Raw genomic sequence first — 15920 nt, forward strand, 5'->3', positions numbered from 1 at the left:
CCGCAGGGGTTTCACAGCGGCTGCATGCTGGCGCGCTGCGGCTCGAGCATCGCCTCGACGGCGTCCGCCAGGTCGCCGACCGGACGCCGCGCGTCGAGTTCGAGGGTGGCCCCGCGGCGCAGTAGCGGCTCCACGGTCTCGTGGTACCCGGCGATCTCGTAGAACCGGCCCTGGTTCTCGGCGGTGCCACTCACCACCAGTTCGGCGTGGGCGTCGAGCAGCGCAGCCATCCGCGGCTCGTCCCACCACCCCTGGCGCACCCCCAGCCGTCGTAGTCGGTGTCGACGCAGCGGTGTCCGCGGCGGCCGAGCTCGGCGAGCAGGGTCGACTTGCCCGCCCCCGACATTCCCGTCACCAGTACCCGTGCCACGGCGTCCAGGCTAGTGGAGGGCCTATTCGTAGGTGGCCCGGACCCAGTCGCGGATGAACTTTCCCGGCGGCCAGGTTGTCGTCGAGGTTGGCGACCGAGGTGAACGACACCCGGGCGGCGGGCAGGTACTCACTCCAGAACGACACCCCGGAGTCCTCGCCGGTGAGCTGCCAAGCGCCGGGTCGCGGCAGCCACAGCCCGAACCCGTAGTCGTCGTCCGGGTCGCGGCCGTCGGGCGGCGTGGTCATCTCGCGCACCAGGGCGTCCGGCACGATGGCACCGGACTCGAGGGCCCGCCAGAACCGGTGGCAGTCGGGCAGGGAGATGTAGGCGCCGCCGTCGGGCGCCCCTTCGATCGGCAGGTGGAAGATGTTGCTGCGCAGGCCCTCGGGGTACAGGTAGCCGATGGCGACGTCGCCGGGCAGCGCGTCGGAGCGCAGGAAGTCGGTGCCCTGCAGCCCGGCCGGGGCGAACACGCGATCGCGGATGAGTTGCTGGAACCGCACCCCCGAGGCGCGCTCGGCCAGCACGCCTAGCAGCACATAGCCGGCATTGCTGTACTCGAAGTCCGTGCCGGGGGCGAACATCATCGGCTGGTCGAGCAGCGGCAGGAAGTCCTCGGCGCAGTTGTAGTCCTGCATGCCGCCCGGGGTCAGGTACTCGTCCTTCTCGGCGTCGTCGTCGAGGTACTCCCCCACCCCCGAGGTGTGGGTCAGCAGTAGGCGCAGCGTGACCGCGTCGTCCACCTGCGGCAGGTCGTCGCCGAGCCAGCGGCGCGCAGGGTCGTCCAGGCTCATCGTCGCGTCGGCCACCAGCGACAGCACCGCCAGCGCCATGAACGTCTTCGAGCCGCTTGCGATCGCGAACCGGGTCTGTGGCGTGTTCGGGACGCCGTGCGCGCGGTCGGCCAGCCCGAACGCGCCCTCGTAGATGACGCCGTCGTCGGTCTCCAGCCGCACCGCGCCGGTGAAGCCGTTCTCGGTGGCGACGGCGACCAGGCCGTCGGAGTCGAAGTCCATCCGGCCAGTCTGGACCGCTCAGCGCAGGGTGCCCACCCAGTTGCGTAGTAGTACCGCCCCGGCCTGCCCAGACTTCTCGGGGTGGAACTGCGTCGATGACAGCACTCCGATCTCGACACCCGCCACGAACCGATCGCCGTCGTGCTCGGCCCAGGTGACAGTCGCGTCGGTGGGCAGGCCCTCGGCCGACCGAACCGCGTAGGAGTGCACGAAGTAGAACCGCTGCTCGCCCACCGACCCGAACAGGGTCGAGGTGTCCGGGGCGTCGACGGTGTTCCAGCCCATGTGCGGCAGCCGCTCGCTGTGCAGCCGTTCGACCACGCCCGACAGGACGCCGACGCCCGCGGCGTCGTGGCCGTGCTCGACACCCAGCTCGAACATCACCTGGTGACCGACGCAGATGCCGAGCACCGGACGCCCGGCGTCCAGTCGGGCCCGGATCAGCTCCGGTCCGCCGACGGCCTCCAGTCCCGCCATGCAGGCGGCGAAGGCGCCGACGCCCGGCACCACCAGGCCGTCGGCAGCCAGCGCGCGTTCGGGGTCGGCGGTCAGGGTGACGTCGGCCCCGGCGGCGGTCAACGCCCTGGTCGCCGAATGCAGGTTGCCCGACCCGTAGTCGAGCACCACCACCCGGGCAGCGCTCACAACGAACCCTTGGTGGACGGGATCGCGTCGGCCACCCGCGGATCGATCGCGACCGCGATCCGCAGGGCCCGCGCGACCGCCTTGAACTGGGCCTCGACGATGTGGTGCGGGTCGCGCCCGGCCAGCAGCCGCAGGTGCAGGCAGATGCCGGCGTTGATCGCGAAGGACTGCATCAAGTGATACGTCATCGAACCGGCGTAGGGAACGCCGGAGCCGCCGATCAGCGCGTACACCTGGCCCTCGGGTTCGCCCTCACACACCACGAACGGTCGGCCCGCGACGTCGACGACGGCATGGGCGAGCGCCTCGTCCAGCGGCACCGTGGCGTCGCCGAAGCGGACGATGCCGCGCTTGTCGCCCAGGGCCTGCTTGAGCGCCTGGCCGAGCACGATCGCGGTGTCCTCGATCGAGTGGTGGCCGTCGATGTGCAGGTCACCGGTGGTGGTCACGTCCAGGTCGATCAGCGAGTGCTTGGCCAGCGCGGTGAGCATATGGTCGTAGAAGCCGACGCCGGTGCTGATCGTGGACGCGCCCGTGCCGTCCAGATTCAGCGACACCCGGACGGTCGATTCGCTGGTCGACCGCTCGATCACCGCGGTGCGTGCCGTCATCGGATCTCCTCCAGTACCTCGGCCAGGGCCGTGTAGAACGTCTCGGTCTCCTCCGGCGTTCCGGCCGAAACCCGTAGCCAGCCGGCCGGGCCGGTCTCGCGAATCAGGACGCCGCGGTCGAGCAGCCGCTGCCACACATCATGCCGGTCGGTGAACGGGCCGAACAGGCAGAAGTTGGCGTCGGAGTCGATCACGTCGACGCCGAGCCGCGGCAGCCGCACCAGCATCTCGTCGCGGGTGCGGCGCAGTTGGTCCACCTGGCCGAGCAGGAAGGCGGCATGCCGCAGGGCCACCTCGGCGACCAGTTGGGTCTGCGCCGACAGGTGGTAGGGCAGCCGGACGATGCGGCAGGCGTCCACGATGGCGGGGGCTGCGGCCAGGTAGCCGACCCGGCCGCCGGCCAGGGCGAACGCCTTGCTCATGGTGCGGCTCACGATCAGGTTGCCGAACCGCGGCAGCAGGGTGAGCGCGGTGTCCTCGGGATGCTTGGAGAACTCCTGGTAGGCCTCGTCGACCACCACGATCGCGTCGGTGCCGGCCAGCACGGCCTCGGTCACGGCGAGCGGCGTCCGGGTACCGGTCGGGTTGTTCGGGGTGGTGATGATGACCACGTCGGCGTCGTGCTCGTCGATCGCGGACAGCACGAGCTCGGCGGTCAACGTGAAGTCTTCGCGTCGCGGGGCGGTGACGTAGCCGGTGTGGGTGTTGCGCGCGTACTCGGGATACATCGAGTAGGTCGGAGTGAACGACAGCACGGTCCTACCGGGCCCACCGAAGGCGCCCAGCACGTGGGTCATCACCTCGTTGGAACCGTTGGCGGCCCAGATGTTGTCGATGGTCAGCCCGTGGCCCAGATACTCGGCCAGCGCGGCGCGCAGCGCGGTCGCCTCACGGTCGGGGTACCGGTTGAACCCGGTCGCGGCCGCGGTCAGGGTGGCCGCCATGTCGGCGGCGATCTCCGCACTCGGCGGGAACGGGTTCTCGTTGACGTTCAGGCACACCGGCACGTCGAGCTGCGGTGCGCCGTAGGGCTCCTCACCGACCAGTTCCGGTCGCAGCGGCAGGTCGGCCAGGGTCGGCCCCGGCCTCACCGCAGGTCCCCCGCCGTCGTCATCCCGGCGGACGACCCCGTCATCCCGGCCGCCGATTTCGTCATCCCGGCCGACGCCGGGATCTCGTCCGCCGCCCCGCCGCCGGCCGCCCCCGCCGTCCGACCCCCGCCACGGCGCACCGTGACCGCGGCCCCGTGCGCGGGCAGGTTCTCGGCCCCGGCGAAGGTCTCCACCACCCCGGCCACCTGCAGCAGGGCGTCGCGGGAGTAGTCGATGACGTGCACGTTCTTCAAAAAGCTGTTCACGTTCAACCCCGAGGAGTGGCAGGCGCAGCCGGCGGTGGGCAGTACGTGGGTGCTGCCCGCGCTGTAGTCGCCCAGCGACACCGGCGACCACGACCCGACGAAAATCGCACCGGCGTTGCGGACGCGGCCCGCCACCGCGTAGGCGTCGCGGGTCTGCACCTCGAGGTGCTCGGCGGCGTAGGCGTTCACCACGGCCAACCCCTGCTCGAGGTCGTCGACCAGCACGATCGCGGACTGCTCACCGCCCAGCGCCGTGCGCACCCGCTCTGCGTGCCGGGTGGCCGCCACCTGCGGCTCGAGTTCGGCCCGGACTGCGTCGGCCAGCCCGGTCGAGTCGGTGACCAGCACCGCCCCGGCGAGCGGATCGTGTTCGGCCTGCGAGATCAGGTCGGCGGCCACGAAGGCCGGCTCGGCGGAATCGTCGGCCAGGATCGCGATCTCGGTCGGACCGGCCTCGGCGTCGATGCCGACGACGCCGCGCAGCAGCCGCTTGGCCGCCACCACGTAGATGTTGCCCGGTCCGGTGACCATCTCGACCCGCTCGCACAGGCCGGGAACGCCGTGGGCGAACATGGCGATCGCCTGCGCACCGCCCACCGCGTACACCTCCTCGACGCCGAGCAGGGCGCACACCGCCAGGATCGTCGGATGCGGCAGGGCGCCGAACTCGGCCTGCGGAGGGGACGCCACCGCGATCGACGACACCCCGGCCACCTGGGCGGGCACCACGTTCATCAGCACCGAGGACGCCAGCGGCGCCAGCCCGCCCGGCACGTACAACCCGACCCGGTCGACCGCGACGGTGCGCGCCTCGACCACCGCCCCGGGCGCGGGTTCGACCCGGACGGTGCCGGCGCGGCCCTCCCGCTCGGCGACTGCCCGGCGGCGCCGGATGGACTCCACCAGCGCGGCCCGCAGGTCGGCGCTGAGGTTCCGCTCGGCGTCCGCAATGGCTGCGGCCGGCACCCGGAAACTCTCCGGCAGGCAGCGGTCGAACCGCTGCGAGAACTCGCGCAGGGCGTCCTCGCCACGCTCGGCGACGGCGTCACAGATCGGCCGCACCGACTCGACCGCATGCTCGACGTCCATCGGGGCCCGAGGCACGACGGTGCGGTAGTCGACGGCCTGCCCGCGCAGGTCAAGGGTGCGGATCACCCTGCGATTCTACGGACGCCGCCGCCCGCCCCGCCGCCTGCCCGGTTGGTGAGTGGCGGGAGCACTCGGGCGCCCGGCCACACGAAGGATCCCGACCGGCTCGTTCGGCGAGACCCCGGGACGCGGTGCCCGGGAGTTGCCGGGCGTGCAAGGGTGGAGGCATGACTAGTGAGAAGCCCGAGATCGACTTTCCCGGCGAAGCCCCTGACGACCTGGTGGTCGAGGACATCGTCGTCGGTACCGGTGAGGAGGCGGTGGCCGGCAGCACGGTGATCGCGCACTACGTGGGGGTGTCGCACTCCAGCGGCGAGGAGTTCGACGCCTCGTACAACCGCGGTGAGCCGCTGCAGTTCAAGGTCGGCATCGGCCAGGTCATCGCAGGCTGGGACCGCGGGCTGCTCGGCATGAAGGTCGGTGGCCGCCGCCAGTTGGTGATCCCGCCGCATCTCGGCTACGGCGACCGTGGCGCCGGCGGCGTGATCAAGCCGGGCGAGACCCTGATCTTCGTCGTCGACCTGCTCGGCGTCCGCTGAGCCCACGCCGGGCGGCGATGACCGCGGCACTGCTGATCGCCGCCATGGTGGCGGCGATCGGCGGGCTGGTCTCCTGCCGGCTGTGGCGTCCGGCCCATGGCCACGCACTGTGGCGCGCCGTCGCGACGTGGCTGCTGGTGGCGCTGATGGCCGCCCGCGCCGTGCTGCCGCACCGCCGCCTCAACCCGTTGCTGATCGTGCTACCGGTGCTCGGCGTCGTCCTGGCCGTCCTCGGCGACAACCACGGTCCGGCGATCCTGCTCGGTTTCGTCGCCGGACTGCTGCCCGGGCCGTGGTGGCGCGAGCCGTTGGAGCAGTTCCCAACCGGCCCGGACGTCGGCCAGCCGGGTGTTGCGGGCGCCGACGGAGAACCGTAGGGCCGTCCTGCCGTCGAGCACGGTGCGGGTGACCATCATCCGGCCGGAGGCGTTGGCCTGCTCCACCAGCTCCGCCGTCGCCGCGTCGCCGGCCGTCAGCGCCAGGCACAGCAGGTTCAGCGGATGCGGCGCCACTATCTCGAAGCGGTCGTCGGCAACCACCCAGCCGGCCAGTTCCTGGGTCCAGGCGACATGGTCGCGGATCATCTGCTGCGCCGGGGCGACGCCGTCGGTGCGCAGCGTGAACCAGAGCTTCAGCGCCCGGAACCGGCGGCCCAGCGGCACCTGCCAGTCGCGGTAGTCGATCACGGCCCCCGACTCGGCCGCCGCCGTGCGCAGGTACTCGGGCAGGATGCTCAACGCCCCCAGCAGGCTCGCCCGGTCAGCGGTGTAGAACAGGTTGCAGTCGAAGGTGACACCCATCCACTTGTGCGGGTTCGTGCCGTAGCTGTCGGCCAGTTCGAGCCCTTCGTTGAGCCACCGCAGTTCGGGGCACAGGGTGGCGATGCCGGCCATCGCAGCGTCCACGTGCAGCCACAGGTTCTCCCGCTTGGCGATCTCGCCCACGGTGCGCACCGGGTCGATCGCCAACGTGTTGGTGGTGCCGATCGTGGCGCACACCCAGAACGGCACCAGGCCGGCGGCCCGGTCGGCGGCGATCAGCTCGGCCAGCGCGTCCGGCCGCATCGCGAAGTCCTCGTCGTGCGGCACGACCCGCAGGTTGGCGGTGCCGACGCCGGCGATCCGCAGGCCCTTCTCGATCGACGAATGGGCTTGCGAGGTGGCATATGCCACCAGCTTGGTGGTGTCGCCGTCGGCGTTCACCGCTCCCTGTGTGGCCCGCCACCGCGCGGCCAGGATCGAGGTCAGGGTGGCTTCGCTGGCCGAGCCCTGGATGACGCCGCCGCCGGTGGCGCTGGTGGAGCGGACGGCGTCCGGCAGGCCGAGCAGGTCGGCCATCCAGTCCATCATCCGGGTCTCCACCTCGGTGACCGCTGGGCTGCTGGCCCAGCTCATGCCCTGCACGCCCAGGCCGGCCGACACCAGTTCGGCGAGGATCGCCGGATAGCCGGTGTTGGCCGGGAACCAGGCGAAGAAGCCGGGGTGTTGCCAGTTGGTGAGGCCCGGGACGACGACGTCGTCGAGGTCGGCGAGCAGCGCGTCGAAACCGTCCGGTTCGCCGGGGTGCTCGGGCAGTTTCGCCGCGACCTCGCCCGGGGCGACCTGCGCCTGCACCGGAAGATCGCCGAGCCTGCCGTGGTAGTCGATGATCCAGTCGATCAGTCGGTGGCCGTACTCGCGGAACTCCTCAGCCTGCACGAGATCAACCTAGTCCCCCGGCTACGGTGGAGCCGTGGCCAAGCATGCGGGCGGGACGCCCGCCACCGAAGCGCTGGACGCCGCGGGCATCGCGTTCACCCTGCACCCCTACACCCATCACGACGACACCCGCGACTTCGGCGCCGAAGCCGCCAGGGAGCTGGGCGTCGACGAGCTGCGCATCTTCAAGACTCTGGTGGTCGACGTCGGCCACGGACGCCAGGAGCTGGCCGTCGGCGTCGTGCCAGTCGCCGGCCAGCTCGACCTGAAGGCCTTCGCCGCGGCGCTGGGCGCCAAACGGGCCGCCATGGCCAAGCCGACCGACGCGGCGCGATCGTCGGGCTACGTGATCGGCGGCATCTCGCCGATCGCCCAGCGGACTCCCCTGCCCACGGTAGTCGACGAGACCGCGCAGCTTTTCGACACGATCTACGTGTCGGCCGGCAAGCGCGGGCTGCAGGCCGAGCTGTCCCCCGCCGACCTGGTCGCCGTCACCGGCGGCACCTGGGCAGACATCGCGCGCTGACGGCGTCCACGCCCGGGACGCCGCCGGCGTCCGCCCCCGCCGGCCTACTGGTCAGCCCAGGTGCGCCACCAGCCGGTTGATGCCCTCGGTGATCTCGGCACCGGTGCCGCAGAACGACAGCCGCATGAAGCGGTGCCCCTCGATCGGGTCGAAATCGATGCCGGGGGTGAGCGCCACGCCGGTCGCGGCCAGCACGTCGGCGCACCATTGCTGCGAGTCGTCGGTCAGGTGGCCGATGTCGCACCAGGCGTAGAAGGCGCCGTCGGGCGGGGCGAAGCTGGTGATGCCCAGTTCGGGCAGCCGGGCCAGCAGAATGTCACGGTTGGCGGCGTAGCGCCGGACGTGGCCGTCGAGTTCGGCCCTGGCGTCCGGCCCGAAGGCCGCCACCCCGGCGGCCTGCGAGATCGCCGGGGCGCAGATCGCCAGGTTGCCCTGCAGCAACTCGACCGGACGCCGCAACGCCTCGGGCAGCAGCAGCCAGCCCACTCGCCAGCCGGTCATCGACTGGTACTTCGACAGCGAACCCACCACGACCGAATCCCGATTGAACCCCCAGGCCGACGGGGTCGATCGCTCGACACTGATCCCGTGATAGATCTCGTCGCTGATCAGCAGGACGCCGTTGTCAGCGCACCAGGCGCTGATCGCGCCGAGTTCGTCGGACCCGATGATGGTGCCGGTCGGGTTGGCCGGGCTGGCGATCACCAGGCCGGCGGGTTTCTCGTCCAGGGCCTCGAGCATGGCGACGGTGGGCTGGTAGCGGGTAGCCGGGCCGCAGTCGAGTTCGAGCAGCCGGCAGCCGGTGGCGACGATGTCGTTGCGGTAGGCCGGGTAGCCGGGCCGGGTGATGGCGACCAGGTCACCGGGGTCGAAGGCGGCGAGCAGGGCGAGCAGGAAGCCGCCGGAGGACCCGGTGGTCACCACGATCTCGTCGGGCGTGACCCGCAGGTCGTACTGGTCGCGGTAGTGCCCGGCGATCGCGGTGCGGAACGCCAGGGTGCCCACCGCCTCGGTGTAGCCGAGCACGTCACTGCGCAGCGCCTGCTCCGCCGCCGCCAGCACCGGGGACGGGGCGGGCGTCGCCGGCTGGCCGACGCACAGCAGGATCACGTCGTCGTGGCTGCGCCGCCGGGCGGCGACGGCCTTGAGCACCTCCATCACGTGGAAGGGTTCGACCCCGCCACGTGCCGACGGCCTCCGCCCGGTCACGGCCGGCGCAGCAGGCGTCCGAGCCAGGACGTGACGCCCGCGATGATCGCGCCCAGCCCCACCCCCGTGGCGGCTCCCAGCACCCAACCGGCACCCAGGCCCGCCTTCATGGCCTTCTCGGCGACCGCCTGCCGCACCATCGGCACCGGCTCGTCCAGTTCGGCGGGGGCGTCGGGGACGTCCCGGACCAACGGCGAGCGGTAGACCGGCTCGGTCTGCGCGGTCGCCATCCAGGCGGCGATCATCAGGATCAGGGTGGCGAACAGATTGAAGAACAGCAGCAGCACGATGACCGGGCCGAACACCCGCGCGGCGGCGTTGCCGGAGAACAGACCGGTGATGTAGGAAGCCAGGTACTGCAGTAGTCCGAGGCCCAGCGAACCCATGGCGGCGCCGGTGATCCACACCCGACGCTGCAACCGCTGCTCGGCGAACATCTTGAACAGGAACGAGAACAGGCAGAAGCCGACCAGCCAGGACACCGGGATCGGCGCAAGGCTGATCAGCAGGCTGGTGCCCAAACTTTCGGGCCACTGCAGCCAGGACAGCACCGCGCTGGAGAGATAGGTGGCCACCGACGAGAGCATGAAGATCACCAGGATGGAGACCAGCATCACGATCAGGGTGCCCAGGTTGATAAGCGTCTCTACGACGATGTTGGATTTCTTCTCGGTGACGTCCAGGTCGGCGCGCATCACCGTCCGGACGGCGCTCTTCAGGTTCGCCACCCAGGCAGCGCCCGACCAGGTGAAGATCAGCAGCGAGATGATGCCCAGGGTCGCCCACGAGTTCAGTGCCTGCTCGACGATCACGTTGATCTGGTCGCCCAGGTTGTTGCCCTTGAACTGCGACGTGATCAGTTGGCGCACCCACTCGAGCAGGTCCGGACGGAGCACGGTCAGAGTCAGGCCGAGCATCGAGAACCCGAACATCAGGATCGGCACCAGCGACAGCACCGAGAAGTACGACATGGCGGCCGCGAACTGGTTGCCGAGCCGTGCGGTGAACCGCTCCTGCATCCGCAGCAGGTGAGCGATCCACGGCTTGTCCTTCAGCTTCTCGAGCCACTGCGGCATGGGCCGTCCCTTCGTCAAGCGGGCGCGTTCAGCCTAGCCGGACGGACTCCCGGCGTCGCACACCTGAACGTGTGGCACCCGATCACGTCCGGTGGCCTGAAATGGGGACGATTCCTTTTCAGGCCAGACCTCGTGGTTCGTGATCCCTGAGAATGGCCTGAAAAGGAACCGTCCCCATTTCAGGTCAGTCGGCGTAGCTCTCCACCGGTGGGCACGAGCAGACCAGGTTGCGGTCGCCGAACACGCCGTCGATGCGGGCGCTGGCGGGCCAGTACTTGTCCGTGGCGCCGGTCCCGAGGCTGCCCAGGCGTTGCCCGCCGGGACGTGCGGCCAGGCTGCGCGGGTAGGGGTGTGCCCACTCGTCGGCCAGCACCCGCGCCGGGGTGTGCGGGGCGTTGTGCAGCGGATTGTCGTCGGCCGGCCACTCACCGGAGGCGACGGCGTCCGCCTCGGCCCGGATCGCGATCATCGCGTCGCAGAACCGGTCCAGCTCGGCCTTCGACTCCGATTCGGTGGGCTCGATCATCAGCGTGCCGGAGACCGGGAAGCTCATCGTCGGGGCGTGGAAGCCGTAGTCGATCAGGCGTTTCGCGACGTCGTCCACGGTCACCCCGGTCGCCTTGGTCAGCGGGCGCAGGTCCACGATGCATTCGTGGGCGACCAGCCCGTTGGCGCCGGTGTAGAGGATCGGATAGTGCTCCGCCAAGCGCCTGGCGACGTAGTTTGCGGCCAGCACCGCCGCCTGCCCGGACTCGCGCAGGCCGTCCGCCCCCAGCATCGCGATGAAGGCGTAGCTGATCGGCAGCACACCGGCCGAGCCGAATGGTGCCGCGCTGACCGGGCCGTAGGACGTCGCCGGGCCGGCCTCGGCCAGCAGCGGATGCGAGGGCAGGTAGGGCGCCAGGTGCTCGCGCACGGCGACCGGCCCGACCCCCGGGCCGCCGCCGCCGTGTGGGATTGCGAACGTCTTGTGCAGGTTGAGGTGGCTGACGTCGGCGCCGAACCTGCCCGGCCTGGCCAGACCGAGCAGAGCGTTCAGGTTCGCACCGTCGACGTACACCTGGCCTCCGGCGTCGTGCACCAGCGCGCACAGGTCGGTGATGGTGTCCTCGTAGACGCCGTGCGTGGAGGGATAGGTGACCATGATCGCGGCCAGGGTGTCGGCGTTGGCGGCGATCTTCGCCCGCAGGTCGGCCAGGTCAACCGAGCCGTCGTCGGCGGTCTTCACCACCACGACCTTCATGCCGGCCATCACCGCCGAGGCCGCATTCGTGCCGTGCGCCGAGGCCGGGATGAGACAGACCGTGCGCTGCTCGTCGCCGTTGGCCAGGTGGTACGACCTGATCGCCATCAGGCCGGCGAACTCGCCCTGGCTGCCGGCGTTGGGCTGCACCGAGACCCGGTCATAGCCGGTGATCTCGGCCAGCGCGTCGCACAACCGGGTGATCATCGCCAGGTAGCCCTGCGCGTCGGCGGCCGGCGCGAACGGGTGCAGGTTGGCGAACCCGGGCAGGCTGATCGCCTCCATCGACGTGGTCGGGTTCAGCTTCATCGTGCACGAGCCGAGCGGGATCATGCCGCGGTCGAGCGCGAAATCCCGGTCGGCCAGGCCCCTGAGGTAGCGCAGCATCTCGGTCTCGCTGTGCCGACTGTTGAAGACCGGGTGCGTCAGGTAGTCGACCTCGCGGACGTGGCCGGCCAGGTCGCCGGCGCCGGCGTCGGTGGGCGGGGCCGCGCCGAACGCCTCGGCGACCGCGGCCAGGTCGGTCTCGGTGGCGTCCTCGCCCACACTGACCCCCACGGTGTCGTCATCGACCAGGCGCAGCTGGACGCCGCCGGCCGCCGCGGCGTCCACGACGTCCGTGGCCCGGCCGGGCACCCGCACGGTGAGCGTGTCGAAGAACGAGCCGCTGGTGAGTTCCCCGTGCCCCTCGAGCGCGGCGGCGAGGCGGCGCGCCTTGTCGTGGACGCCATCGGCGATCGCCCGCAGGCCCTGCGGGCCGTGGTAGACCGCGTACATGGACGCCACCACGGCCAGCAGCACCTGGGCGGTGCAGATGTTCGAGGTGGCCCGGTCACGGCGGATGTGCTGCTCACGGGTCTGCAGGGCCAGTCGCAGCGCCGGGGTGCCGTCGGCGTCCACCGACAGGCCGACCAGCCGTCCGGGCAGCTGTCGTTCCATGCCGTCGCGCACCGCGATGTAGGCGGCGTGCGGGCCGCCGTAGAACAGCGGGACGCCGAACCGCTGGGTGCTGCCCACCGCCACGTCCGCGCCCCACTCCCCCGGCGCGGTGAGCAGGGTCAGCGCCAGCAGGTCGGCGGCGGCGATCACGGTGGCGTTGTTGTCGTGGGCGGTAGCAGCCAGGGCGCGCAGTTCGTCGGGTGTCCGCAGGCCGCCGTCGACGCCCGGCACCTGCACGACGATCGCGAAGGCCTCGTGCGTCTGCAGCGCCTCGACCAGGTCGCCGTCCACCACGACCACGTCGACACCGGTGGCCAGCGCGCGGGTGCGCACCACGGCCAGCGTCTGGGGCAGCACCTGGGCGTCGACCAGGAAGACCGACCCCTTGCGGGTCACCCGGCGGGCCAGCGCCATCGCCTCGGCGACGGCAGTGCCCTCATCGAGCAGGCTGGCCCCGGCGGTGGGTAGTCCGGTGAGGTCGCTGACCATCGTCTGGAAGTTGAGCAGCGCCTCCAGCCGGCCCTGGCTGATCTCGGGCTGGTAGGGCGTGTAGGCGGTGTACCAGGCAGGATTCTCCAGCACGTTGCGGCGGATCACCGCGGGGGTGATGGTGCCGTGGTAGCCGAGTCCGATCATCGCCCGGCGCGGATTGTTGGCGGCGGCGAAGGCGGCCAGCTCGGCGGCCGCGGCCGCCTCGTCCAGTGCCGGCGGCAGGTCCAGCGCGGCTCGTTGCAGGATGCCGGCGGGCACGGCCGCGGCGCTCAAGGCGTCCAGACTGTCGTAACCGACCGCCCTCAGCAGGGCCTCCCGATCCCCGCCGACTGCACCGATATGACGAAGGGTGAAGGAACCCATGCGCTCGCTCTCCTGTGGCTCACTGCGGGCGTCCGAATCGCCCGGGGCCACGCTATCCCAGCGCCCGTTGCGGTTCACCTTCGGCGGGCCCGGGCGACGCGCAGGTGCCGGCGGCCCGATGTCAGCGAGCGGGGCGTCCGGTGCGACGATCGCGGGCGGCCGGAGGGCCGGTCAGCCGGCGGCGCGGGCCCGGCGACGCTTGGAGAGTTCGTCGTCGGTCAGCAGGGGCTGCTGCTCCTCGTGGGCCCGTTCGCTGGGGAGTGCGGACAGGCTGCCCTCGATGTCGCGCCACACCCCGCCCAGTGCGATGCCGAACATGCCCTGGCCGCCGCGCAGCAGGTCGATCACCTCGTCGTCGGAGGTGCACTCGTAGACCGACACCCCGTCGCTCATCAGCGTGACCTGGGTGAGGTCCTGGACGCCGCGGGCGCGGAGGTGGTCGATGGCGGTGCGGATCTGCTGCAGCGAGATGCCGGCGTCGATCAGCCGCTTGATGACCTTCAGCAGCAGGATGTCGCGGAAACTGTAGAGCCGCTGGGTGCCCGAGCCGCCGGCGGGACGGATCTCCGGCACCACCAGGCCGGTCCGGGCCCAGTAGTCGAGCTGGCGGTAGGTGATCTCTGCGGCGCCGCAGGCCACCGGGCCGCGGAACCCCAGGTCTTCGGGCATCGGCGAGAAGTCACCGTCGAAGAGCAGGCCCTGGGTATCCGCAGGATGTTCCGCCGCCTCGTCCGGTCCGTTCACGTCATCCGCCTTCGCTGCTGTGGTGCGGCCGGCCGCGAGCACCGGACGCCTGACCCCCACGACGCTAGGCGCGCTGGAGCCAGACGGTCAACGACACGCCGCGGCGGATCGCCCCAGCCTACCAACCCTCCACCTGAACCTCAGGGTTGTCATTCGCTCTCAGGGCTCGAAGTCGTCGGGGTTCACCGAGTCGAGGAACTGCCGGAACTGCTCCACCTGGTCCTCGTTGGGAGCCTCCGCCTCCTCCTGGTCCGCGGTCGGGACGACCCCCACCGCGTCCAGTACCCCCTGGGCGATCTTGATCGGCACACCCGCCCGCAGCGCGACGGCGATCGCGTCCGAGGGCCGGGCGGCGACCGGACGCCCGTCGATGATCAACTCGGCGTAGAACACGCCCTCCTGGTGCCCGACGATGTGCGCCACGGAGACCTCGCCGCCCAGATGCCGCACGATCGACAGGATCAACTCGTGGCTCGACGGGTGGTCCTCATCGGCGTCCTGCAGCGCCCCCAGAATGGCGGACGCCCCGGCGGCGGTCATCCAGATCGCCACCTGACGTTCTCCCCCGGTCTCCTTGAGGATCAGCACCGGCGAGCCCTGCTCGGCATCCAGCCGCACTTCGACCACCGTCAACTCACGCACCGCTCACCTCCTGGGCACTACTGGGGCATCGTCGACCGCATGATGGCGGCGTGGGCGTGCATGACGATCTGGGTGACCTCCTGCGCCAGTTGATGCGGCGACTGGCTGCGCCGCAGATGCGGTGCGATCGCCTGCTCGATCAGCCCGACCTCGCGCTCGGCGGCCTGCTTCACCACGCGCAGATGCCGGGCGTCCATGCCGTAGGCGGCGAGCTTGCGCGCCGCGACGGCCACCGTCAACGCATCCCGGCCGTAGTAGACGGTGCCCCGGCGGGGGTTGACCAGCGCGTGCCGCTCGAGCTCGGCGAGGCTTCCCTCGGACAGCCCGCTGAGTTCGAGCAGCTCACGCCGGGTGATGCGGATCGGGCGCTTCGAACTGCGCGGCTGCGGGCCGTTGCCGTTGCCCGCGGTCACCGAGGGCACCTCGGTGACGGCGGCCGCACCGGTCAGCGGCTCGAGCCGCGGCGGTTCCTCGCCCCGGTCCATCGCCTCCAGATGTTCGCGGATGACCTTCAGCGGCAGGTAGTGCGACTTCTGCACGGTGAGGATGTAGCGCAGCCGCGCGATATCGGACTCGGCATAACGGCGGTAGCCCGACGGGGCCCGCTCGGGCGAGATCAGCCCCTCACTCTCCAGGAAGCGGATCTTCGAGATGGAGACGTCGGGGAAGTCTCCCTTCAGGACCGAGAGGACCTGACCGATGCTGCGCAGTCCGTAAGCCATTCAGCTCATCCCGGGTGGTTGAAGAAGAGCATCCGGAACTTGCCGATCTGCACCTCGTCCCCGCGCCGCAGCGCCACCGGTCCATCGATCAGGGCCTTGTTCACGTACGTGCCGTTGAGGCTGTTCTCGTCCTCGACCCAGATGTGCCCGTCGCGCCTGGTCAGCCGGGCGTGGTTGCGCGACACCGTGATGTCGTCGAGGAAGATGTCGCAGCGCGGGTGCCGTCCGGCGGTGGTCACGTCGGAGTTGACCAGGAAACGGGCACCGGCAGCCGGCCCCTGACGCACGATCAGCAGCGCCGAGTTGGGCGGGAGTTGCGAGATCGCGCTCTGGTCCTCGGCGCTCAGGTCGTCGATCAGCGAGTCCTCGGGGCTGGTAGCATCGACCGGCAGGCCCACCCGCGTGGTGTCCCCGGTCACCTTCGCCAGCGACGTCCCGCAGTTGGCACAGAAATTGTTCGTGTCAGCGTTGTCGTGTCCACAGGCGGGGCACTTGATCATCGTCCAGGCCTTTCTGCACGAACGCGGTGATGGCTAGGGGAAGGGTGGAGGGCTTCAGGCTAAGCCAGAGGTTGACG

General features: G+C 70.8%; 16 protein-coding genes and 1 pseudogene. 2 read left to right on the forward strand and 15 right to left on the reverse strand.

Annotated elements, in window-relative coordinates; all coding sequences use genetic code 11:
- Positions 1-11 precede the first annotated feature (11 nt).
- From OIE40_RS07025 to hisD, 7 genes and pseudogenes are all read right to left on the reverse strand, one after another.
- Positions 12-230 (reverse strand): hypothetical protein, encoded by a 219-nt coding sequence (locus OIE40_RS07025; RefSeq protein WP_264701375.1) that lies wholly within the window; start codon positions 228-230, stop codon positions 12-14.
- Positions 191-370, reverse strand: coding sequence for a hypothetical protein (locus OIE40_RS07030; protein ID WP_264701377.1), 180 nt, complete (start codon positions 368-370; stop codon positions 191-193). The genes OIE40_RS07025 and OIE40_RS07030 overlap by 40 nt, the downstream gene beginning before the upstream one ends.
- Positions 352-1389 carry a serine hydrolase domain-containing protein gene (locus OIE40_RS07035; RefSeq protein WP_264701379.1) on the reverse strand — a complete coding sequence of 346 codons (1038 nt, stop codon included), beginning with the start codon at positions 1387-1389 and terminating at the stop codon, positions 352-354. Before OIE40_RS07035 ends, OIE40_RS07030 begins: the two co-directional genes overlap by 19 nt.
- A gap of 18 nt (positions 1390-1407) precedes the next feature.
- Positions 1408-2034 (reverse strand): imidazole glycerol phosphate synthase subunit HisH, encoded by a 627-nt coding sequence (gene hisH / locus OIE40_RS07040; RefSeq protein WP_264701380.1) that lies wholly within the window; start codon positions 2032-2034, stop codon positions 1408-1410.
- Positions 2031-2645 carry an imidazoleglycerol-phosphate dehydratase HisB gene (gene hisB / locus OIE40_RS07045; RefSeq protein ID WP_264701382.1) on the reverse strand — a complete coding sequence of 205 codons (615 nt, stop codon included), beginning with the start codon at positions 2643-2645 and terminating at the stop codon, positions 2031-2033. Before hisB ends, hisH begins: the two co-directional genes overlap by 4 nt.
- Entirely contained in the window at positions 2642-3736 is a 1095-nt protein-coding gene (locus OIE40_RS07050) for a histidinol-phosphate transaminase (RefSeq protein WP_264701384.1), read from the reverse strand. The genes hisB and OIE40_RS07050 overlap by 4 nt, the downstream gene beginning before the upstream one ends.
- A 131-nt stretch (positions 3737-3867) precedes the next feature.
- Positions 3868-5157: pseudogene (hisD, locus tag OIE40_RS07055) on the reverse strand (histidinol dehydrogenase); the annotation flags it as partial.
- A gap of 161 nt (positions 5158-5318) precedes the next feature.
- Here hisD and OIE40_RS07060 point away from each other — a divergent pair.
- Positions 5319-5690, forward strand: a complete 372-nt coding sequence (locus OIE40_RS07060; RefSeq protein WP_264701385.1) for an FKBP-type peptidyl-prolyl cis-trans isomerase — start codon at positions 5319-5321, stop codon at positions 5688-5690.
- Between the two features lie 200 nt (positions 5691-5890).
- Here OIE40_RS07060 and OIE40_RS07065 read toward each other — a convergent pair whose 3' ends face one another.
- Positions 5891-7387, reverse strand: a complete 1497-nt coding sequence (locus OIE40_RS07065) for a pyridoxal phosphate-dependent decarboxylase family protein (RefSeq protein ID WP_264701387.1) — start codon at positions 7385-7387, stop codon at positions 5891-5893.
- A 34-nt stretch (positions 7388-7421) separates the two neighbouring features.
- On the opposite strand from OIE40_RS07065, the gene ybaK reads away from it, so the two are divergent.
- The gene (gene ybaK, locus OIE40_RS07070; RefSeq protein ID WP_264701389.1) at positions 7422-7913 is read left to right on the forward strand and encodes a Cys-tRNA(Pro) deacylase; all 492 of its coding nucleotides are present in this window, start codon (positions 7422-7424) and stop codon (positions 7911-7913) included.
- A 51-nt stretch (positions 7914-7964) separates the two neighbouring features.
- Here ybaK and OIE40_RS07075 read toward each other — a convergent pair whose 3' ends face one another.
- The 7 genes from OIE40_RS07075 to OIE40_RS07105 form a co-directional block, all read right to left on the reverse strand.
- Positions 7965-9071: a pyridoxal phosphate-dependent aminotransferase gene (locus tag OIE40_RS07075; protein WP_264701391.1), complete on the reverse strand. Its 1107-nt coding sequence runs from the start codon at positions 9069-9071 to the stop codon at positions 7965-7967.
- Positions 9072-9118: 47 nt separating this feature from the next.
- Positions 9119-10198: a YihY/virulence factor BrkB family protein gene (locus OIE40_RS07080; RefSeq protein WP_264701393.1), complete on the reverse strand. Its 1080-nt coding sequence runs from the start codon at positions 10196-10198 to the stop codon at positions 9119-9121.
- A 184-nt stretch (positions 10199-10382) separates the two neighbouring features.
- Positions 10383-13235, reverse strand: coding sequence for an aminomethyl-transferring glycine dehydrogenase (gene gcvP, locus OIE40_RS07085; RefSeq protein WP_264701395.1), 2853 nt, complete (start codon positions 13233-13235; stop codon positions 10383-10385).
- 171 nt (positions 13236-13406) lie between these two features.
- Complete coding sequence (locus OIE40_RS07090; protein WP_264701397.1) at positions 13407-13979, reverse strand: MerR family transcriptional regulator; 573 nt, start codon at positions 13977-13979, stop codon at positions 13407-13409.
- A 159-nt stretch (positions 13980-14138) separates the two neighbouring features.
- Positions 14139-14621, reverse strand: a complete 483-nt coding sequence (locus OIE40_RS07095; RefSeq protein ID WP_264701399.1) for a bifunctional nuclease family protein — start codon at positions 14619-14621, stop codon at positions 14139-14141.
- A gap of 17 nt (positions 14622-14638) precedes the next feature.
- Positions 14639-15343 carry a transcriptional regulator FtsR gene (gene ftsR / locus OIE40_RS07100; protein WP_264701401.1) on the reverse strand — a complete coding sequence of 235 codons (705 nt, stop codon included), beginning with the start codon at positions 15341-15343 and terminating at the stop codon, positions 14639-14641.
- Between the two features lie 5 nt (positions 15344-15348).
- On the reverse strand, positions 15349-15843 hold the full coding sequence (locus OIE40_RS07105) for an FHA domain-containing protein (RefSeq protein WP_264701404.1): 495 nt from the start codon (positions 15841-15843) through the stop codon (positions 15349-15351).
- Positions 15844-15920 lie beyond the last annotated feature (77 nt).

Origin of the sequence: Micropruina sonneratiae (assembly GCF_025972045.1) — a bacterium.
Lineage (GTDB): Bacteria > Actinomycetota > Actinomycetes > Propionibacteriales > Propionibacteriaceae > Micropruina > Micropruina sonneratiae.

Coding starts and splice junctions, on each gene's coding strand:
- gcvP (WP_264701395.1), bottom strand. CDS start 13,235: ATGGGTTCCTTCACCCTTCGTCATATCGGTGCAGTCGGCGGGGATCGG.
- OIE40_RS07080 (WP_264701393.1), bottom strand. CDS start 10,198: ATGCCGCAGTGGCTCGAGAAGCTGAAGGACAAGCCGTGGATCGCTCAC.
- hisB (WP_264701382.1), bottom strand. CDS start 2,645: ATGACGGCACGCACCGCGGTGATCGAGCGGTCGACCAGCGAATCGACC.
- ftsR (WP_264701401.1), bottom strand. CDS start 15,343: ATGGCTTACGGACTGCGCAGCATCGGTCAGGTCCTCTCGGTCCTGAAG.
- OIE40_RS07075 (WP_264701391.1), bottom strand. CDS start 9,071: ATGGAGGTGCTCAAGGCCGTCGCCGCCCGGCGGCGCAGCCACGACGAC.
- OIE40_RS07060 (WP_264701385.1), top strand. CDS start 5,319: ATGACTAGTGAGAAGCCCGAGATCGACTTTCCCGGCGAAGCCCCTGAC.
- OIE40_RS07105 (WP_264701404.1), bottom strand. CDS start 15,843: ATGATCAAGTGCCCCGCCTGTGGACACGACAACGCTGACACGAACAAT.
- OIE40_RS07035 (WP_264701379.1), bottom strand. CDS start 1,389: ATGGACTTCGACTCCGACGGCCTGGTCGCCGTCGCCACCGAGAACGGC.
- OIE40_RS07025 (WP_264701375.1), bottom strand. CDS start 230: ATGGCTGCGCTGCTCGACGCCCACGCCGAACTGGTGGTGAGTGGCACC.